Source organism: Paraburkholderia flava, from assembly GCF_004359985.1.
Lineage (GTDB): Bacteria > Pseudomonadota > Gammaproteobacteria > Burkholderiales > Burkholderiaceae > Paraburkholderia > Paraburkholderia flava.
Genome location: NZ_SMRO01000002.1, coordinates 425,748 through 444,601, shown reverse-complemented (window position 1 = coordinate 444,601; position 18,854 = coordinate 425,748). Strand labels below are relative to the sequence as shown.

The 18,854-nt window shown below is 63.6% G+C and carries 17 protein-coding genes, 1 tRNA gene and 1 pseudogene; 5 read left to right on the top strand and 14 right to left on the bottom strand.

Features of this window, described 5'->3' with window-relative positions; all coding sequences use genetic code 11:
- Positions 1-9: 9 nt before the first annotated feature.
- Positions 10-594 carry a DUF1439 domain-containing protein gene (locus E1748_RS13340; RefSeq protein ID WP_133647712.1) on the bottom strand — a complete coding sequence of 195 codons (585 nt, stop codon included), beginning with the start codon at positions 592-594 and terminating at the stop codon, positions 10-12.
- A 121-nt stretch (positions 595-715) separates the two neighbouring features.
- Positions 716-1,024, bottom strand: coding sequence for a YkgJ family cysteine cluster protein (locus E1748_RS13335; protein ID WP_133647711.1), 309 nt, complete (start codon positions 1,022-1,024; stop codon positions 716-718).
- Positions 1,025-1,261: 237 nt separating this feature from the next.
- Between E1748_RS13335 and E1748_RS13330 the strand changes: the two genes are divergently transcribed.
- Together E1748_RS13330 and E1748_RS31750 are read left to right on the top strand one after the other, a co-directional pair.
- Positions 1,262-1,346, top strand: a tRNA-Leu gene (locus tag E1748_RS13330).
- Positions 1,347-1,437: 91 nt separating this feature from the next.
- Positions 1,438-1,663: pseudogene (locus E1748_RS31750) on the top strand (phage integrase central domain-containing protein); the annotation flags it as partial.
- A 253-nt stretch (positions 1,664-1,916) separates the two neighbouring features.
- On the opposite strand, the gene E1748_RS13320 reads toward E1748_RS31750, so the two are convergent.
- Positions 1,917-2,516: a PAS domain S-box protein gene (locus E1748_RS13320; RefSeq protein ID WP_133647709.1), complete on the bottom strand. Its 600-nt coding sequence runs from the start codon at positions 2,514-2,516 to the stop codon at positions 1,917-1,919.
- 344 nt (positions 2,517-2,860) lie between these two features.
- Here E1748_RS13320 and E1748_RS13315 point away from each other — a divergent pair, with 344 nt between their 5' ends.
- Genes E1748_RS13315 through E1748_RS13305 form a run of 3 tightly spaced genes read left to right on the top strand, consistent with a single transcriptional unit; the run spans position 2,861 to position 4,381 of the window.
- Complete coding sequence (locus tag E1748_RS13315; RefSeq protein WP_133647708.1) at positions 2,861-3,217, top strand: hypothetical protein; 357 nt, start codon at positions 2,861-2,863, stop codon at positions 3,215-3,217.
- A 59-nt stretch (positions 3,218-3,276) separates the two neighbouring features.
- The gene (locus tag E1748_RS13310) at positions 3,277-3,849 is read left to right on the top strand and encodes a helix-turn-helix domain-containing protein (protein ID WP_133647707.1); all 573 of its coding nucleotides are present in this window, start codon (positions 3,277-3,279) and stop codon (positions 3,847-3,849) included.
- A gap of 7 nt (positions 3,850-3,856) precedes the next feature.
- Positions 3,857-4,381, top strand: coding sequence for a GNAT family N-acetyltransferase (locus E1748_RS13305; protein WP_133647706.1), 525 nt, complete (start codon positions 3,857-3,859; stop codon positions 4,379-4,381).
- An 84-nt stretch (positions 4,382-4,465) separates the two neighbouring features.
- Here the strand turns inward: E1748_RS13305 and E1748_RS13300 are convergent, their stop codons facing one another.
- The 11 genes from E1748_RS13300 to E1748_RS13250 all read right to left on the bottom strand — a co-directional run bounded on the left by E1748_RS13300 (position 4,466) and on the right by E1748_RS13250 (position 18,776).
- Entirely contained in the window at positions 4,466-5,839 is a 1,374-nt protein-coding gene (locus E1748_RS13300) for an amino acid permease (protein WP_133647705.1), read from the bottom strand.
- A gap of 270 nt (positions 5,840-6,109) precedes the next feature.
- Positions 6,110-7,834, bottom strand: a complete 1,725-nt coding sequence (gene poxB / locus E1748_RS13295) for a ubiquinone-dependent pyruvate dehydrogenase (protein WP_133647704.1) — start codon at positions 7,832-7,834, stop codon at positions 6,110-6,112.
- Positions 7,835-7,975: 141 nt separating this feature from the next.
- Positions 7,976-8,815, bottom strand: coding sequence for a M55 family metallopeptidase (locus E1748_RS13290; RefSeq protein ID WP_133647703.1), 840 nt, complete (start codon positions 8,813-8,815; stop codon positions 7,976-7,978).
- The gene (locus E1748_RS13285) at positions 8,812-9,888 is read right to left on the bottom strand and encodes a DmpA family aminopeptidase (protein ID WP_133647702.1); all 1,077 of its coding nucleotides are present in this window, start codon (positions 9,886-9,888) and stop codon (positions 8,812-8,814) included. Before E1748_RS13285 ends, E1748_RS13290 begins: the two co-directional genes overlap by 4 nt.
- Positions 9,885-10,799, bottom strand: a complete 915-nt coding sequence (gsiD, locus tag E1748_RS13280; RefSeq protein WP_133647701.1) for a glutathione ABC transporter permease GsiD — start codon at positions 10,797-10,799, stop codon at positions 9,885-9,887. Before gsiD ends, E1748_RS13285 begins: the two co-directional genes overlap by 4 nt.
- Positions 10,800-10,806: 7 nt before the next feature.
- On the bottom strand, positions 10,807-11,727 hold the full coding sequence (gsiC, locus tag E1748_RS13275) for a glutathione ABC transporter permease GsiC (protein WP_133647700.1): 921 nt from the start codon (positions 11,725-11,727) through the stop codon (positions 10,807-10,809).
- A gap of 100 nt (positions 11,728-11,827) precedes the next feature.
- The gene (gene gsiB / locus E1748_RS13270; protein ID WP_133647699.1) at positions 11,828-13,390 is read right to left on the bottom strand and encodes a glutathione ABC transporter substrate-binding protein GsiB; all 1,563 of its coding nucleotides are present in this window, start codon (positions 13,388-13,390) and stop codon (positions 11,828-11,830) included.
- Positions 13,391-13,456: 66 nt separating this feature from the next.
- Positions 13,457-15,379 (bottom strand): dipeptide ABC transporter ATP-binding protein, encoded by a 1,923-nt coding sequence (locus tag E1748_RS13265; RefSeq protein WP_133647698.1) that lies wholly within the window; start codon positions 15,377-15,379, stop codon positions 13,457-13,459.
- 56 nt (positions 15,380-15,435) lie between these two features.
- Positions 15,436-16,428, bottom strand: coding sequence for an isoaspartyl peptidase/L-asparaginase family protein (locus E1748_RS13260; protein WP_133647697.1), 993 nt, complete (start codon positions 16,426-16,428; stop codon positions 15,436-15,438).
- Complete coding sequence (locus tag E1748_RS13255) at positions 16,425-17,393, bottom strand: MurR/RpiR family transcriptional regulator (RefSeq protein WP_133647696.1); 969 nt, start codon at positions 17,391-17,393, stop codon at positions 16,425-16,427. The genes E1748_RS13260 and E1748_RS13255 overlap by 4 nt, the downstream gene beginning before the upstream one ends.
- A 144-nt stretch (positions 17,394-17,537) precedes the next feature.
- On the bottom strand, positions 17,538-18,776 hold the full coding sequence (locus tag E1748_RS13250) for an MFS transporter (RefSeq protein WP_133647695.1): 1,239 nt from the start codon (positions 18,774-18,776) through the stop codon (positions 17,538-17,540).
- Positions 18,777-18,854 lie beyond the last annotated feature (78 nt).

Genomic DNA, 18,854 nt, shown 5'->3' with positions numbered 1-18,854 from the left:
CGCACGCCGTCATTTTTCGACGATCTGAACGCGTATGCCGTTTGTAAGGATGGTGATTGTACCGGGTTCGTAGTTCACACCGGCAAATTGCAGCTGTTCGGGCTTGAACGTGTAGATCGGATAGTTACTCAGCAACTGGGTGGCGAGCAGCCCGGCGCCTGCGCTGATCTGCTGCGCGTACGCCTGCGCATCGCCGCTCACATCGACGTGATCGACACTCGGCGACTTCAGCACCACTGAGCGGCTCGCGCTGTCGTACGCAAGTTCGCTCGACAGCGTGAACACGCCGCTCACCGGCTGCGGCATGAAGGGGCTCGTGAAGCGCGCATCGAGCCGCACGGACACGCGATTCGTATCCGGCAGAAAACCGACGACCGGATTCGTCAACGCGACGTCGAAGACCTGCGATACGGTGCGCTGATACGGAAACTTCCGCTGCACCGCGTCCTGCACCTGCTGCTGCGAGAACGTGTAGTGCTGCGGAATGAACGGAAACGTCGACGCTGCGCAGGCCGCAAGCGACACGGTAATGCCCACGGCCGCGCCGGCAGCGAGCAGGAAACGGCGCCGGGACGGCGGTGCGAATCGGGTCATGCAGTCTCTCCTGTCGACGGGAGTTAGCGCTTATGTCTACGAGTATGTGACCGGAAGCACGCGTTAAAGCTCCCGCGCCGGTCGACTCGCCCGCTCTGATCTCATGCTTGATGGGGCGCGCTCAAGTGGATGCACGCGACGGCGCGGGCCGGGTCTGCTGTTCGAGCTGCGTGAGCCACGCGAGCGCTTCGCCGCGCGTCGTGCCGCACATTTCCAGTTGCGGTTGCAGGCCCGAACAGCATGCGGGACGCTCGGGCGCACCGAAGATTGCGCAACGCAGATCGTCGCCGAGTTGCACGCAGCGCACGCCAGCGGGCTTGCCATGCGGCATGCCGGGAATCGGGCTCGAGATCGAAGGCGCGATGCAGCACGCGCCGCAATCGGGGCGGCACGCGTGATCGTCGGTGCGAAATGCCGGGGTGTGATTCACTACGCTCTTCCTGAAACCTGTTGCTTGCGAAGCCGTTGCTCGCGGACCGCGGCGCAACGAAGTCCGCATTGTGCCATCGCTACGTGCGGTGCCTTCGGTGCGATGCCCGCGACGCGACACCGCTCACGCGCGGCACGGCCGCCAGCCGTCCGCGAAGCTGGCCGGCACCTTGCCTCACCGTCGGTTTTCCGACATAATCCGCGTTTCGCCGCGGGCGCATTCGCGCTCCGTCAGCAAGCCCAGGTGGTGAAACAGGTAGACGCAGGGGACTCAAAATCCCCCGCCGCAAGGCGTGCCGGTTCGAGTCCGGCCCTGGGCACCAGTTAATCTCTTTCACGATTCCCCGCAAGTCGCAATAAGCCCAATAAGCAAAGGCGCGAAGAGAATTTCTGTTCCTGAAGATTCCGGCCAGGTCTCGTCTAAAAAATGACGTGTTCCCATGGCTCGGGAAGCATCCCATCACAGCAATCAACGCGCCCAAAATACTGGCCGTGCTTAAACGCATCGGCAGTCGTCCCGCGCGATTCTGAACTCACCGAGTCCGCAGCGAAATCAGCCGCGTATTTCGCTACGCCATCAAAGATGGGCAAGCCGAAGAATGAACTGGCGAAGGATTTGATCGGCACTATTCCGCCTGCCGTCGAAGCCCCGAAGCCCATTACGCAGAGCCCGTCCACCCCACTCGTCACCCCTCTGATTAGCAGGCTAGGTCGCGCGCGCCGTGCGGGGTAGCATCACTTGTCTTGCTGGCGGCGGTTGTTCATCACTCAATGCGTTGAGCTACTGCACGCCAGTTCGGACTCGCCAGAAACCTGAGAGAAGCACACAAAAGCCCGGAGCAAAAGGGCATGCACACCGGGGGCTCTGCTTCGGCAGAGCCCCCGGTTTACTGTCATTCCCCATTGACGCCAATAGAAAAGCGCTTGAGCCACAAGCTCATCAAGCCTGCCCGTCCCCGCACACCGTACTTGCGGAAAATTCCGGTGATATAGGAATGGGTGGTCGAGTTAGCGAGCCCAAGTTGCTCGGCAATCTGCTTTTCGGTCGCCTCTGTCAGCAGCAGTTCAAGAACCTTGCGTTCATACGGAGCAAGGACGGCCAGCATTGCTGTGGGCGCGGTTTTCCTGCGGCGGAGTTCTGTCACATCGCGGGCTACACCGACGCGCAGAGACTCGTGCTCCAACCATCGTGCTGACCACGTCACGTAGACGTCACTTCCATTTCTGTGCCGATAACGGTTCTCGAAGCCGACTCGCTTGCGACCAGCCAGCACCTCTTTCGCCTCTTTACGCGTGGCGTCCTGATCGGCTGGAACCACGAAATCGATGATGAACTGATCGACAAAATCGCCCGGTGCATAGCCGAATATATCCTCGCACGCAGAACTGACGTGGCGGATGCGCCCTTCCTTGTTTACGAGAAAGATGGCGTCAGGCGAATAATCCGCAGAGGTAATAACAAGGTCGTCGACGAGGTCGTCTTTTATGTCCATAGCCGACTCCTGCTCCCCCAGTCGCATTGGTGAGGCCATCGCGAGGCGAGTTCGAGGGACAGAAAGCAGGTTGAGTTGACGCGACAGCGTAAGCCTACATATATCCCTGGTCAATTTTACTTCACGAGTGGATAAACGCGGATGACGAAGGAATTTCTACGCGTTTCTCGAAGTCCACCGTGACGACTTTCGCATCAAACGCCTTCAAGCCCGACGACAAGGTTGAAGCCGCGACCGCTGTCTTCTTCGTACAGGCGAGGCAGCGACGCCTCAGGTATCTTTGAGATACATCGTCGCGTCCAGCGCGCGCATGACCCATCAATTCAATCTCGGAAAACCTTCCTATGAACGACGCACTTGTTCCGGTCGTGGTCGGCGGCGTGATCGGCGGCGGCTTCGCTATCGTCGGTAGTCTTATCACCGGATGGCTGACCTACGTTTCGTCGGTCCGAAAACGCGAGACCGAGTTATACCGACGCCATCTGATTCAGGCCTATGAGGACATCGCCGCTTTTCATCGCCTTGAAGAACGGTATGTAGAGAAGCTGTCCGAAATAGAGCCTTCGAAGACCCCAGTAGGCTGGAAGCGAAGCGTTCGCCGGGAGCAGATGCTCGCGAACATACAGACGCCGAGTAAGGACGCAACGGCCAGAAATGCCGATCACGAGGTGCAGCGGCTGCGCGACAAGCAGGCGTCTTGAGACACCCCTCGTTTTTGTCCATTTGACACCCATCCCAAATAAGAGATATTTTCCCAAATATGGAAAATATCTCTCCCGCTGATACGACCTTCGACCGCCAGATCGCACAACGTCTAAAAGGATTGCGCAGCGAGCGCGGCTGGTCGCTGGACGAACTGGCGTCGCGCAGTGGCGTGAGCCGAGCGACGTTATCGCGGCTCGAAAACGCCGACGTCAGTCCGACCGCGAATGTACTCGGCAAGCTGTGTACCGCGTACGGCCTCACGATGTCGCGACTGATGCGCCTCGTCGAAGAAGATTTCGTGCCGCTCGTGCGGCGTGCCGCGCAGCCGGTATGGCGCGACCCCGAGCACGGTTTCCTGCGACGCTCCGTTTCACCGCCCGCACAGACGCTGGCCGGTGAAGCACTCGCGTGCGAACTCGCGGCGGGCACGCACATCGCGTACGAAGACACGCCGCGATCGGGGCTAGAGCATCATCTGGTGCTCGTCGATGGGCGTTTGTCGATAACTGTCGACGGCCATTCGCACGATCTGCAACCCGGCGACTGTCTGCGCTATCAGCTGTTCGGCGCCAGCACCTTCACGACGCCGCCCGACAGCGCGGCCCGCTATTTCCTGTTCATCGTGTGAGCCCGCCATGACACTCGACATCTCGTCCTTCACCGCCGCCGATCTATCCGCGCATTTGCGCGAACTCGGCGAGCTGCTGCACGCATGCGTGCATACCGGCGCGAGCATCGGCTTCGTGTTGCCGTTCGTCGCGCGCGACAGCGAGGCGTTCTGGACCGACAACGTGTTGCCCGGCGTGCAGGCGGGCACGCGCCTGCTGCTGATTGCGCGCGACGCGGGACGTATCGTGGGATCGGTGCAACTGGACTACGACACGATGCCGAACCAGCGACACCGCGCGGACGTGCGCAAACTACTGGTGCATCCTGCGTACCGACGGCGCGGCATCGCGCGGGCGTTGATGAGGGAACTCGAAAGCGCATCGAACACGCTAGGCCGCACGCTGCTCACGCTCGACACGCGCACCGGCGATGATGCCGAGCCGCTATATGCGTCGCTCGGCTACCAGACGGCGGGCGTGATCCCCAGCTATTGTCGCGACGCGAGAGAAGACCGTCTCGATTCGACGACGGTCATGTATCGGATGCTTTGAACGAAGCAAACCGAAACAAACCAAAGCGATGCGACGCACCCACGTCGCATCGCAACAGCCAGTCCGACAGCAACTCACTGGCCGTCAGCCCCCCACAACCACACGCCCCGCCTGCCGCCGCTTCACCACGTAGCCAATCCACATCACAACCAGCCACACCGGCACCAGCCACACCGACACCGAAAGCCCAGGCGTCATCGCAAGAATCACCAGCACCATCGCCATGAACGCGAGGCACACCCAGTTCGCGACAGGGAACCACAACGAGCGGAACACCAGCGTTTCGCCGGCCGCGACCATCGCCTTGCGCGACTTCAGATGCGTGAGGCTGATCAGCGCCCAGTTCAGCACGAGCGCCGCGACGACAAGCGCCATCAGCACGCCGAGCGCCTGCGCAGGAATCAGATAGTTGATGATCACGCACGTGAACGTCGCGAGTGCCGACAGACCGATCGCCATATACGGCACGCCGCGCCGGTCCACCTTGAGCAATGCACGCGGCGCGTTGCCCTGCTCCGCGAGACCGTACAGCATCCGGCTGTTCGCATACACGCCGCTGTTGTACACCGACAGCGCAGCCGTCAGCACCACGACGTTCAACACGTTCGCGGTCAACGTCGAGCCGATCTGCGAGAAAATCATCACGAACGGACTGCCACCCGCTGCGACCTTGCTCCACGGATACAGCGACAGCAGCACCACCAGCGAAAAGATGTAGAACACGAGAATCCGGTAGATCACCTGATTCACCGCTTTCGGAATGCTCTTCTGCGGTTCGTCGGCTTCGGCTGCGGTGATACCGATCAGCTCGAGGCCGCCGAACGAGAACATGATCACCGCGAGCATCATGAAGAGTCCGTGGAAGCCATGCGGAAAGAACCCGCCGTCGCGCCACAGGTTCGTGATCGATGCCTGCGGACCACCGGTGCCCGTCGCCAGCAGCCAGCCGCCGAACAGGATCATGCCGATCACCGCGACCACCTTGATGATCGCGAACCAGAACTCGGTTTCGCCGTACGCCTTCACGTTCGCGAGGTTGATCGCGTTGATGACCGCGAAGCACACCAGCGCCGACACCCACGCGGGCACGCCTGGCCACCAGTAATGCACATACGTGCCGACCGCGGTCAGCTCGGCCATGCTGACGAGCACATACAGCACCCAGTAGTTCCAGCCCGACAGGAAGCCGGGGAAATCGCCCCAGTACTTGTACGCGAAGTGGCTGAACGAACCGGCGACCGGCTCCTGCGCGACCATCTCGCCGAGTTGTCGCATGATCAGGAACGCGATCGCGCCGCCGATCGCGTAGCCGAGAATCATCGATGGACCGGCTGCCTGCAATACGCTCGCGGAACCGAGGAAGAGACCGGTGCCGATCGCGCCGCCCAACGCGATCAGCTGGATATGGCGGTTTTTGAGCCCGCGCTTCAGGCCGTCATGCTGCCGTGGACTATTCAAGATGCGCCCCAGTGTATGGATGTCGGATATCGATGGCCGACGCGCATGCTTGTCTCCATGACGCGCGCCGGCAAAGGCGACGATTGTACTGCGCACCAGCACAGTGCACCCGTGCCAATCGATATCAAATCCAGCCATGGGCGTACCGGAACCCACGCTGCGTGCGACGGGTTCCGGACGGAAACAACGCGGATTGCGAACCGCTCGCGCTAGCGGATCGCGGACGTAGCATCGGGTCGCTACGCCCCGCTACCGCCGACAAGCAAAAAACTACCGCAGATTCGTCGTCGCAAGCTCGACGACTTCATCGCCGCGACCGTTCAGCACCGCGCGCAGCATGTAGAGGCTGAAGCCCTTCGCCTGCGCCCACTCGATCTTCGGTGGCAATGCGAGTTCGTGCTTCGCGGTGACGACGTCGATCACCGCCGGCCCCGGATGCGCGAACGCGTTGCGCAACGCGTCGGCGAGATCTTCCGATTCGGTCACGCGCACGCCGTAGATGCCTGCGCCTTTCGCGATCGCCGCGAAGTCGGTGGTGGCGAGGTCCGTGCCCGTGTCGAGGTAGCCGCCCGCCTTCATCTCCATCGCGACGAAACCGAGCACGCTGTTGTTGAAGACGACGATCTTGATCGGCAGATCGAGCTGACGCGCGGTCAACAGATCGCCGAGCAGCATCGACAGCCCGCCGTCGCCCGACAGCGACACGACTTGCCGCCCAGGCGCCGCAGCCTGCGCGCCGAGCGCCTGCGGCATCGCGTTCGCCATCGACCCATGATTGAACGAACCGTGCAGCGAGCGCTTGCCGTTCATCGTCAGATAGCGTGCGGCCCATAGCGTCGGCGTGCCGACGTCGGCGGTGAATACCGCATCGTCATTCGCGATCTGGTCGACGAGGCTCGTCAGATACTGCGGATGAATCGGCCGGCCCGGACCCGACGGCCGCGCGAGATCGTCGAGCCCCTTGCGCGCGGCCTCGTAATGTTTGCGCGCACGATCGATGAAATGTCTTCCGTCCTTGCGCTTGAGTTTCGGCAGCAGCGCCTGCAACGTCGCGTGCACGTCGCCAATCAACCCAAGCTTGAGCGGCGCGCGTCGTCCGAGTGCTTTGCCGCGTCGATCGATCTGTACGATGTCGGCGTGCGGCGGATAGAAGTTGCGGTACGGGAAATCGGTGCCGAGCATCACCAGTGTGTCACACGACATCATCGCGTGATAGCCCGAGCTGAAGCCGATCAGCCCCGTCATGCCGACGTCGTACGGGTTGTCCCATTCGACGAACTGCTTGCCGCGCAGCGCGTGCACGGTCGGCGCGCCGAGCGTGTCCGCGAGCGCGACCACTTCATCGTGCGCGCCTTCGCAGCCGCTGCCGCACAGCAACGTGACGGCGTCCGAACGGTTCAGCAGGTCGGCGAGCCGATCGACGTCTTCGGCTGCCGGCGTGAGCACCGGCACACCCGCCGACGCGGCCCACGCGGGTATCTCATCAGGTGCTTCGGCGAGCGCGATGTCGCCGGGCAGCACGATCACCGCAACGCCGCGCTCGACGATCGCCGTGCGCATCGCGGTCGCGAGCACGCGCGGAAACTGCGACGGGTTCGACACCAGCTCGACGTAATGCGAGCATTCCTTGAACAGCTCCTGCGGATGCGTCTCCTGGAAGTAGCCGAGCCCGATCTCCGACGACGGAATATGCGCGGCGATCGCCAGCACCGGCACGTGATTGCGATGACAGTCGAAGAGTCCGTTGATCAGATGCAGATTGCCCGGTCCGCAGCTACCCGCGCAGACGGCGAGCTTGCCGGTCGCGGCCGCATCGGCGCCGGCCGCGAACGCGGCAACTTCTTCGTGCCGCGTATGCATCCAGCGGATCGACCCGAGTCGATGCAAGCTGTCCGACAGGCCGTTCAGGCTGTCGCCCGTCACGCCCCAGATCCGTTCGACGCCCGCGGCTGCGAGCGTCCGTGCCAGAAAATCCGCAATGGTTTGCCTGCTCATGTCGTGCTCCGCTCCGTGCGTGATGCAGCGCATGACTCCGCGCTGTAGTCAGTGAGAAAGACCGTGCCGCTGGAATGCCAGAGAGTACCGCTTCCTCGCGAAACGTGTCACCGCACGCGCAGTGTTCGACCGAGCTTCCAGCTAGCGCAACATGAACGACATCGCGGACAGACAGTTCAACATCCGCACCACGTGTTCCGCCGACTCCGCATGAAAGCGCAGCGTCACCGCATCGACACGCGTGAGCGTCGGCCACTGGCAGAACAGATCGGCGAGCGCGCTGGTCTGCACGCGCAGTTCGCATTCGGCTGGTTTCGCTGCGGTGCAGGTGCGCGTGGATTCCTGCGCGCCGTGGCTTGCGAGATGGCTTTGAACCACTTCGCGCGCGGCGGCTTCAATCGCGGCACGCGCGCTCGCCGGCGATTGCGTGACACCGCTCGCGTGTCCCGTCGCATGCTTCGTGATCACAAAGCGCGCGCCGGGAAAACGCGGCGCGGTTTCTTCGGCGAAAACATCGTCGCCCGATAAAAGCGCGACCTGTGCGCCATATTCTTCCGCGAGCGCACCGTACAAACCCGCTTCGCCGACTTCCACGCCGTTCACCGACACGCGCGCGAACGCAAAGCTGTTGATCGTGTGCGCGAGAATGCCGCGCGTCTGCGACATCGCGTGATAGCCGATCATGAACACGAGCGCCGCGCCATATTCGAGCCCGGCCATCATGCCGAGCGTGCGCGGTTTGCCGAGCACGATCTGCGCGCGTGCATCGAGCAGGTCGGGCAGCAGATTGCGAAAGCCGCCGTGCGAATCGTTGACCCACACCTGCGTCGCACCGCCCGCGAATGCGCCTTCGATCGCCGCGTTTGCTTCGAGCGTCATCCAGCGACGCGCGGCTTCGTATTCGCCGTTACCCGCGCGCGTTTGCTCGGGATGAAACACGCCGGCGATGCCTTCGATGTCGGTGGAGATGAGGACTTTCATACGCAGGGACGTTTGAGTAGTTGAGCGAGGTCGGGCACGCTGTCGCGTAGCGAAGAGCGTCGATGACCATCACGGCCAGCGACCGTTACCGCGCTCCACAGCGCATCGAGAATCGCCTGCTCGACGCTGTCTGCGCATGCGGCAAAGAGCGGATCGAGACATCGGTCGGCAAGCAACGGCGGGAGCGTGATGAACTCAGCTTCGTGCGGCACGGTATAAGCCGTCGAAAACGCCAGCGCGATATCGCCGCTGCCGTGACCATAGACCGAGCCGGTGCGCGCAAGACCCGCTGCGGCGCGCATCGAAAGACGCTTGAGTTGGCGTGAGTCGAGCGGTGCATCGGTGGCGGCGATCATGATGATCGAGCCTTGCTCGGGTTTCTTTGATGCGTGTGTCGAAGAGACCGCACGTTCGGCCAGCACACGTCCGAGCGGCTGACCGTCGACGATCAACATCGGTAGCCGGCCAAAGTTTGCCAGCACGAGCACACCGACCGTGTACTCACGACCCACCACGTTCACCACACGCGACGCATTACCGATACCGCCTTTCAGATCGAAGCACGACATACCCCGCCCTGCACCCACCGATCCGCTTGCGACATGAGCGCTTGCAGCGGCGTACGCATCGTCGAAATGCCGTTCACCGACGGCGAGCGCCTGGATGTCGTTCAGATAGCCGTCATTGCATTCGAACACCAGCGGATTAACCGTCGGCCACTCGCGCCCGATCCGCGGATTCGCCCGCACAGCCGCACGAATCTGCGCCTGCGCAAGCGCCGCCACACCAAATGTATTCGTCAATGCGATCGGTGTTTCCAGCGTGCCGAGTTCATCAACCTGCACGAGCCCGATGCTCTTGCCCAAGCCATTGATCACCGATGCCGCCGCCGGCACCTTGTCGAGAAACGGATCGCCGCGATGCGGACGGATCACGGTCACGCCGGTTTGAATCGCATCTTGATCGAGCGCGCAGTGCCCGACGGTCACGCCGTCCACATCGGCAATCGTGCCGAGCGAACCGGCGGGCAACACACCGATGTGCGGCGGGCGCGATGAATCGAGAGAACTCATTGCCGGTCGAGCTTCGGATCGAGCGCATCGCGCAACCCGTCGCCGAGCAGGTTGAACGCGAGCACGGTCAGGAAAATCGCGAGACTCGGAAACAGCGCGATATGCGGCGCGGTGACCATGTCGGCGCGCGCTTCGTTGAGCATTGCGCCCCACTCGGGCGTCGGCGGCTGCGCGCCGAGTCCGAGAAACGACAGGCTCGCGGCCGTGATGATCGATGTGCCGATACGCATCGTGAAGTACACCACCACCGACGAGATCGTCCCCGGCAGGATGTGTCGCATGATGATGGTCCAGTCCGACGCGCCGATGCTGCGCGCGGCCTCGATATATGTGAGCTGCTTGAGCACCAGCGTATTGCCGCGCACGAGCCGCGCGAACGCCGGCACGCTAAAGATCGCCACCGCGCAGATCACGTTGATCATTCCGGTGCCGAGAATCGCCACCACGCCGATCGCCAGCAGAATGCCAGGAAACGCGAACAGCACGTCGGCGACCCGCATCGTGATGCGATCCCACCAGCCTTCGTAGTAACCGGCGAGCAGACCGAAGAACGTACCGATCACTGCGCCGATCGCCACCGACAGAAACCCCGCTTCGAGCGAAATGCGCGAGCCCACCAGAATGCGGCTGAAAATATCGCGTCCCAGCGAATCGACGCCGAACCAGTGCGCGATCGACGGTCCCGCGTTCAACGCGTCGTAGTCGAAGAAATTCTCCGGATCGTACGGGACGATATGCGGCGCGGCGATCGCGACGGCGATCAGCAGCAGCACGAAAATGCCGGCGCCGAGCGCCACGTGCTGCTTGCGGAACTTGCGCCAGAACTCGCTCCACGGTGTGCGGATCGCGCGTTCGACGGGCGCGGTGTTGGGCGAGTTGGGTGTGTTGGGCTCGGTGGCGGTCGTGCTCATGCGGGCCTCACTTGAAGCGGATGGTCGGATTGATCACGGCGTACAGCACGTCCACGATCAGATTGATGACGATGAATTCGAGCGAGAACAGCAGCACCTCGGCCTGAATCACCGGATAGTCGCGCATCGATACCGCGTCCACGAGCAGACGCCCGAGGCCCGGCCAGTTGAACACCACCTCGACGACGATCGAACCGCCCAGCAGAAAACCGAACTGCAGTCCCATCATCGTGACGACAGGAATCAGCGCATTGCGCAGGCAATGCTTGGCGATCACGAGCCGCTCGGGCACGCCCTTCGCGCGCGCGGTCCGCACGAAGTCTTCGTTCATCACCTCGACGAACGACGCCCGCGTGAAGCGCGCCATCACCGCCGCGACCGCTGCGCCGAGCGTGAGCGAAGGAAGCACGTAGCTGCGCCACGAACCGTCGCCGACCACCGGCAACCAGCCGAGCTGCACCGAGAAAACTTCCATCAGCAGCATGCCGAGCGCGAACGCGGGAAACGAAATACCCGACACCGCGAACGTCATGCCGAGACGATCGGGCCAGCGGTTGCGCCACACGGCCGACACGATGCCGATCCCCATGCCCAGCACCACCGACCACACCATGCTGGCCAGTGTCAGCAGCAGCGTCGGCATGAAACGCTCGCCAATTTCCTCGCTGACCGGCCGCTTGCTGCGTGTCGAAATACCGAAATCGCCATGCGCGATCTTCACGAAGAAGCTGACGAACTGCTGCGGCATCGGCTTGTCGAGACCGAGGTCGGCGCGCACAAGCGCGACGGTCGCGTCGTCCGCTTCGGGGCCTGCGGCGAGCCGCGCCGGATCGCCGGGCAACAGATGCACGAACAGGAACACCAGCACGGCGACGATGAACAGCGTCGGCAGCAGACCAAAGAGACGTTTGACGAGGAAGTTCAGCATGGAACCCAATCCGGCAATGAGGCTGAGGCGGGCGACGGGAAATCAATCGTGCGCGACGGCGTGCATCCGAAACCACGTGCCGTCACGCACGATCCGTTCATCACTTGATCGCGATGTCGTCGAAACTGAACGAGCCGTCCGGCGCGACATACGCACCCGACAGACGCTTGCTGCGCGCGTACAGCACCTTCTCCTTGACGAGGAAAATCCACGGCGCGTCGGCCCAGATGCGTTTCTGCGCGTCGGCATAGATCGCGGTCTTCTGCGCGCGGTCAGTGGTTTCGAGCGCCTGCTTCAGATCGCTGTCGACCGCGTCGTTCTTGTAGTAGGCGGTATTCAGCGTCTTCGGCGGAAACGATTCCGATGCGAGTAGCGGCGTGAGCGCCCAGTCGGCCTCGCCCGTCGACGACGACCAGCCCACGTAGAACATCCGCACCGGCGCGGTCGCGGGATTCGGCGCGCTCTCCACGCGGGCAACGCGCTGCCCGGCCTCCAGCGCCTCGACCTGCGCCTTCACGCCGACCTGTGCGAGCTGCTGCTGCACGAACTGGATCACCTTCTGCGCAGTCGAGTAGTTATACGCAGACCACAACGTCGTTTCGAAGCCGTTCGGATAGCCCGCTTCCTTCAGCAGTTCGCGCGCCTTCGCGGGATCGTACGGCCAGGGCCCGAGCTTCGTCGCAAAGTCGACGCCCTGCGGCACCACGCCGTCGGCCGGCGTCGCATAACCGGCGAACACGACCTTCGCCAGTGCTTCCTTGTTGATCGCGTAGTTCAGCGCCTCGCGCACCTTCAGGTTGTCGAACGGCTTCTGGTTCATGTTCAGGCTGATGAAGCGCTGAAGGATCGAAGGCGACACGATCAGATCGACCTTCGGGCTCGACTGCAATTGCGCGGCCTGTTCGAACGGCACCTGGAACGCAAAGTCCGCTTCGCCGGTGCGCATCAACGCGGCGCGTGTGTTGTTGTCGACGACCGGCTTCCAGTCGATCGCGTCGATCTTCGGGTAGCCCTTCTTCCAGTAGCCCGGGAACTTCTTCACCGTCAGATCGCCTGCCGGATCCCATTTCACGAGTTCGAACGGGCCCGTTCCGACCGGATGAAACGCGATGTCCTTGCCGTACTTCTTCAGCGCGTCCGGCGAGATCATCACCGCCGACGGATGCGCGAGCACGTTGATGAACGCCGAGAACGGCGCCTTCAGCGTGATCTTCACCGTGTACGGATCGATCACCTCGGTCTTGTCGATGCGGTTGAACAGGTTGTAACGCTTCAGCTTGTTCGCCGGATCGATCGCGCGGTCGAAGTTGGCTTTCACCGCCGCCGCATTGAAGTCGGTGCCGTCCTGGAACTTCACGCCTTGACGCAGCTTGATCGTGTACACGCGCGCATCGGGGCTGGCCACGTAGCTGTCGGCGAGCACGTTGATCAGCTTCATGTCCTTGTCGAAACCGAACAGCCCCTGATAGAACGACTTGGCGACCGCCTGCGACAACGTGTCGTTGGCATCGTACGGATCGAGCGTCGTGAACGTCGACGCGACGGCCATCACGGCCGTGGTCTCCGCGTGCGCCATCTGGCCGGCAAACATCGCGAACACGACCGCGCCACCGCCGATCAGCGCGCGCAAACGAAACGTAGAAGACGGGACGGGCAGATTCATGAGGTTGGCTCCGGGCTGCTGGTTTAACGGGTTGTGATGCTGCGGGATCGGATGTGCTGCTGCCTTTTAATACGCACCGCCGACGCGATGCCGTGCGACGAAATGGTCCTGTCCAACCGCGACCAGCGGCGCGACGACCGGCTCGTCGTTCAGCGCGCGGATCGGGCTCGGAATCTCGTCGGCGGCGAGCGTGCGTTTCGCGTGACGGCGCGCGGGATCGGCGACCGGCACCGCGCCCATCAGCTTGCGCGTGTACGGATGCTGCGGCGCCTCGAACACCGCGCGACGCGGACCGATCTCGACGATCTGGCCGAGATACATCACCGCGACACGATGGCTGACGCGCTCGACCACCGCCATGTCGTGCGAAATAAACAGGTACGCAACGCCCAGTTCGCGTTGCAGGTCGAGCATCAGATTGACGATCTGCGCCTGCACCGACACGTCGAGCGCGGACACGGATTCGTCGGCGATTACGACTTTCGGATTCAACGCGAGCGCGCGTGCAATCGCGATCCGTTGCCGCTGACCGCCGGAAAATTCGTGCGGATAACGGCGCGCGGCTTCGGCGGGCAAGCCGACCTTGTCGAGCAGCCACGCGACGCGCGCCTGCGCTTCGTCGCCGCGCGCGACGCCGTGCACGAGCAGCGGCTCCATGATCGAGAAGCCGACCGTCAAGCGCGGATTCAACGACGCGAACGGATCCTGAAAAATGAACTGGATATTGCGACGTAGCGCCTGCAACGCAGGGCCGGTCAACGAACTGATTTCGCGGCCGTCGAATTCGATCGAGCCGCCCTGGCTTTCGACGAGACGCAGCAGCGAACGTCCCGTCGTCGATTTGCCGCAACCCGATTCGCCGACCAGCGCAAGCGTTTCGCCGGGCCGCAGATCGAAGCTGACTTTTTCGACTGCGTGCACGCGGCCCGTCACGCGACCGAACACACCGCTCTTCACTGGAAAACGCGTGACCAGATCGCGTACACGAAGAATCGGCGGTGCGCTTTCTTCGACGAGCGGTTGTGTTTCGCGCGCGACGTCCGCAGCGGGACGCACCGCTTCATCGATGCCGGAGAGACCCGCCTGCTCCACCGTGAGAATCGGAAACCGCGCGGGCTGATCGGTGCCCTGCATCGCGCCGAGTCGCGGCACGGCTGCGAGCAGCGCTTTCGTATAAGGATGCGACGGCGCGGCAAAGAGCGCATCCGACGCGCCCTCTTCCACCTTCTCGCCGCGATACATCACGAGCACGCGGTCGGCGACTTCGGCGACGACGCCCATGTCGTGCGTGATGAAGATCACGCCCATGTTCATCTCGTCCTGCAGGCCGCGAATCAGTTGCAGGATCTGCGCCTGGATCGTCACGTCGAGCGCGGTGGTCGGCTCGTCGGCGATCAGCAGCGACGGCTTGCACGACAGCGCCATCGCGATCATCACGCGCTGCCGCATACCGCCCGACAGTTGATGCGGAAACCGCGCGGCCACGCGACGCGCCTCCGGAATCCGCACGAGGTCGAGCAGACGCCGCGTCTCGACAGCCGCTTCGGAACGGCTCTTGCCCTGATGCAACGCGATCGCTTCGCCGATCTGATCGCCGACCGTGAAGACCGGATTCAGCGACGTCATCGGCTCCTGAAAAATCATCGCGATGTCGGCACCGCGAATCGAACGCATCGTGCCGGACGACGCTGTCGCCAGATCGAGCACGCTGCCGTCGCGGCGCCGGAACGCGATGCTGCCGCCGGCAAGACGTCCACCGCCGTGCTCGATCAGCCGCATCAACGCGAGCGACGTTACCGATTTGCCCGAGCCCGATTCGCCGACGATCGCCAGCGTCTCGCCGCGTTCGACCGTCAGCGACAGATTGCGCACCGCGTGGAATGTGCGCTCGCCGCTGCGGAACGCGACGGACAGATCATCGACGGCCAGCACGCGTTGCGGCGGCAAGGTGCCGGTGAACGACCCGGCGGGTTGCGATGAAGTCGGCACGGTGACTCCTTTGGACGGGTTCAGGTGCTGCGTCGTGCAGCGTGGTTTCGCATCGACTAGCGGTAGATCGCCGTCACCGGCGTTTCGCCCGGTCGTGCATAACCGCGATACATCCCTTCGGTGTTGAACGGCAGCACGACGTTGCCGCGCGCATCGACGGCGATCAGACCGCCGCGGCCCGCGATCCTGGGCAGGCGATTCATCACGACGTCGTCGGCTGCTTCCTGCAGCGACACGTTGCGATAGGCCATCTGCGCAGCGACGTCGTAGGCCGCGACCATCCGCATGAACATCTCGCCCGAGCCGGTGGTCGACACTGCGCAGGTCGCGTCGTCCGCATAGCAGCCCGCACCGATCAGCGGCGTATCGCCGACCCGGCCTACCTGCTTGTTCGTGATGCCACCCGTCGACGTCGCGGCGGCAACGTGACCGTGCCGGTCGAGCGCGACCGCACCGACGGTGCCGAACTTGCGATTCGGATCGATCGGTTCGTGCGGTGTGGGGTCGTCGTCGTTGTTCGAAGAGGACGTCGCGGCAAGCGCGGCGCCGTCGTGATCGAGCATCGGCGGACGATCGCGTGCGAGCAGCCATTGCCGGTGACGCGCATCGGTATGAAAGTATTCCGGATCGACGAATTCGAAGCCCTGTGCCGCCGCGAAGGCTTCCGCGCCTTCGCCGGTGAACAGCACATGCTCGCTGCGTTCGAGCACGCGCCGCGCAACCAGGATCGGATTGCGCACGCGCTTCACGCAGCAGATCGCACCGGCGTCGAGCGTGCTGCCGTCCATGATCGCGGCGTCGAGTTCGTGCGTGCCGGCCGCTGTGTAGACCGCGCCGTGACCCGAATTGAAGAGCGGACAGTCTTCGAGAAGACGCACGGCTTCGCTGACGGCGTCGAGTGCGCTGCCGCCTTCGCCGAGCACACGTTGACTGGCGCTCAGCACGTCGTGCAGCGCGGCGTGGTAATCGGCTTCGGCGCTGGCCGACATCGACGCGCGCAGGATGGTCCCGGCTCCGCCGTGAATGGCAATGACTGCGTTGGAGTTCATCGTTTGGTTTTGTTGGTGCGTGGAGTACGGGGTGCGGCGCGTGTGGCGCGCTGGCCTGTTGCGGAGGCGGCCTCGGCTTGCGGATCGATCAGCCACGGCAACACGAATTCGCTGACTTCGGCCGCGGCTTTCACCGAGCGTTCCGATCGATACGCGACCGCATCGCACAGCGCTTCGATCACAGCAAGCACGGCTGAATCGGCATTCGACGCGAGGCGCCGGTCGGTACGGATATACAGCGAGAGATCGGCGAATTGCGCGAGCGGCGAACGCGGGCTGTCGGTGAGCGCGAGGATGCGGGCGCCACGGCTTGCCGCGCGCCGCGCGAGTTTGATCGTGTCTTCGACGTAGCGCGGAAACGCGATGCCGATCACGAGATCGCCTTCGTTCGAAGCGAACAGCCGCCGTGCCGCATGCGACGGTCCGCCCATCAGCGCGAGCAACTGCACGTTGTCGTGATACGGCGTCAGGCCGTGCTCCATCAGACCCGCGAGAAACGCGCTGGCGCCGTAGCCGAGCACGAAGACACGGCGCGCGGCGACGATCGCTTCGACGGCGGCTTTGGCAACGGCGCTGTCGACGGAAATGCGCGTGGCCTGCAGATTATTCGCGGCCTGTTCCAGCGACGTATCGACGATATCGTTGCCGGCCGCCGCCGATTCCTGCGCGGTGCGTAATCGCTCGACCGGCGCGAGTGTCGCTTCGAATCCGCGCACGAGCGCCTCGCGAAACTGCGGATAGCCGTCGAAACCGAGCGCGCGCGCAAAGCGGTTCGCCGTCGCCACCGACGCGCCGACGACACTCGCCAATTCGTCGATCCGCATCGTGGCCGCGCGAAACAGATTGGTCAGCACGTAGTCGCCCATGCGCCGGTGAATCGGCGTGAGGCTCGGCATCGCGGCCGCGATGCGTGCGGCGATCGCCTGCTCGGCGGAACGGGAAACAACGGGCGGGTGATGAATCATCGGAGCCAGGCGGTGCAGCAGCGGCACAATAATGAGATGAAATAATATTTACATGGAAATCCATCCGAAAAAAATTCATTTTCATCTTCGAGGGTTTGTCCGGACGATGCTTATGCATGTCGCGTCGTCCTTCGTCCCGCTCTTTCAGCAGGCTGCGGCGCCTTGCTCGGGAATACGCGAGAGCCGCGCGGCCGCCGACCTCACGATGATCAGCGCCTGCAGCAGAAACGCGACGGCGGCTGCAACCAGACACGCTTCCATCCCCCAGTGCGCGCTGATCGCCGCGCCGAGCAATGCACCGAGCGGCCGCGCGCCGTATGTGGCCGTGCTGTTGATCGCCGATACGCGACCCATCATCCGCTCGGGCGTGACGGCCTGGCGCAGCGTGGTCGAACCGACTGTCCACAGGATCGGGCCGACGCCGAGCAGGAAAAAGCTGAGCGCGGCGAGCCAGAACGACGGCACGGCGATCGTCGCGACCATCACCAACGATGCGAGCAGACCGCACGCGGGACCGATCGTCAGCATGCGGCCGAACGTGAGCCGTCGCGCGACCGCGGACGCCGATAGCGCACCACACACCATGCCGACGCCATACGCGCCGAGCGTCACGCCCACCGCCGAAGCGGACAGCGCCAGCCGATGCACCGCATACGGCACGTACATCGACTGCAGCGTGAAGAAGCCGATGTTGAAGAACACGGCGGTGGCAAGCATTGGACGCAGCAGCGGATCGCGCAGGACGAAGCTCGCGCCGTCGCGTAGCTCGAGCATGAAATGGCGCTGCGCGGCCTGCGTGCGTGCCGGTTCGCGCAATCCAGCGAGCAGCGCGACGGCGAGTGCCGACAGCGCCGCCGCGCAACCATATGCCCAGCCCGCGCCGATCCAGCCGACGAGCAACCCGCCCACCGCCGGCCCCGCCGAATACGCGACGCTGCGTGCGAGTTCGATGCGGCCGTTGGCAGCAGCGAACGCCTCGCGCGGTACGAGCGAAGGCACGAGTGCGGGTGCCGCGACGCTGTAGGCAACGGTGCCCGTCGCGCCGAGAAAACCGAGCATCGCGAGCAGCGGCAACGACAGTGCATGCATGCTGATCAGCAGCAGCACGGCCACCATCGCGAGCACGCGGACCGCTTCGGCAACGGTCATCAAGTTGCGGCGCGAGCGGCGGTCGGCCCAGATTCCGAGCGGGATCGACAGCAACAGGAACGGCAGTGTCTGCGCGGTTTGCAGCAGGCCGGTATCGCGCGCGGTTGCGCCGAGTGCGAACACGGCGACGAGCGGCGCGGCCGCGAGACTGATCTGTTCCGCTGACTGCGCGGCGAGATTGGACCACGCGAGCCGCTGGAATGCGGACGGCAGGATCGGTTGCGAAGCGTTCATCGATGATCTCCAGTGACGATGGGGTTATCGTCGCTGGATGGCTGGTGCGTCGCGCTCCGGTTCTTGCGGTGTTATTCG

Excerpts from the sequence above, each read along its gene's own strand:
- E1748_RS13340 (WP_133647712.1), bottom strand. The coding sequence starts at position 594 with ATGACCCGATTCGCACCGCCGTCCCGGCGCCGTTTCCTGCTCGCTGCC.
- E1748_RS13320 (WP_133647709.1), bottom strand. The coding sequence starts at position 2,516 with ATGGACATAAAAGACGACCTCGTCGACGACCTTGTTATTACCTCTGCG.
- E1748_RS13315 (WP_133647708.1), top strand. The coding sequence starts at position 2,861 with ATGAACGACGCACTTGTTCCGGTCGTGGTCGGCGGCGTGATCGGCGGC.
- E1748_RS13310 (WP_133647707.1), top strand. The coding sequence starts at position 3,277 with ATGGAAAATATCTCTCCCGCTGATACGACCTTCGACCGCCAGATCGCA.
- E1748_RS13305 (WP_133647706.1), top strand. The coding sequence starts at position 3,857 with ATGACACTCGACATCTCGTCCTTCACCGCCGCCGATCTATCCGCGCAT.
- poxB (WP_133647704.1), bottom strand. The coding sequence starts at position 7,834 with ATGAGCAGGCAAACCATTGCGGATTTTCTGGCACGGACGCTCGCAGCC.
- E1748_RS13290 (WP_133647703.1), bottom strand. The coding sequence starts at position 8,815 with ATGAAAGTCCTCATCTCCACCGACATCGAAGGCATCGCCGGCGTGTTT.
- E1748_RS13285 (WP_133647702.1), bottom strand. The coding sequence starts at position 9,888 with ATGAGTTCTCTCGATTCATCGCGCCCGCCGCACATCGGTGTGTTGCCC.
- gsiD (WP_133647701.1), bottom strand. The coding sequence starts at position 10,799 with ATGAGCACGACCGCCACCGAGCCCAACACACCCAACTCGCCCAACACC.
- gsiC (WP_133647700.1), bottom strand. The coding sequence starts at position 11,727 with ATGCTGAACTTCCTCGTCAAACGTCTCTTTGGTCTGCTGCCGACGCTG.
- gsiB (WP_133647699.1), bottom strand. The coding sequence starts at position 13,390 with ATGAATCTGCCCGTCCCGTCTTCTACGTTTCGTTTGCGCGCGCTGATC.
- E1748_RS13260 (WP_133647697.1), bottom strand. The coding sequence starts at position 16,428 with ATGAACTCCAACGCAGTCATTGCCATTCACGGCGGAGCCGGGACCATC.
- E1748_RS13255 (WP_133647696.1), bottom strand. The coding sequence starts at position 17,393 with ATGATTCATCACCCGCCCGTTGTTTCCCGTTCCGCCGAGCAGGCGATC.
- E1748_RS13250 (WP_133647695.1), bottom strand. The coding sequence starts at position 18,776 with ATGAACGCTTCGCAACCGATCCTGCCGTCCGCATTCCAGCGGCTCGCG.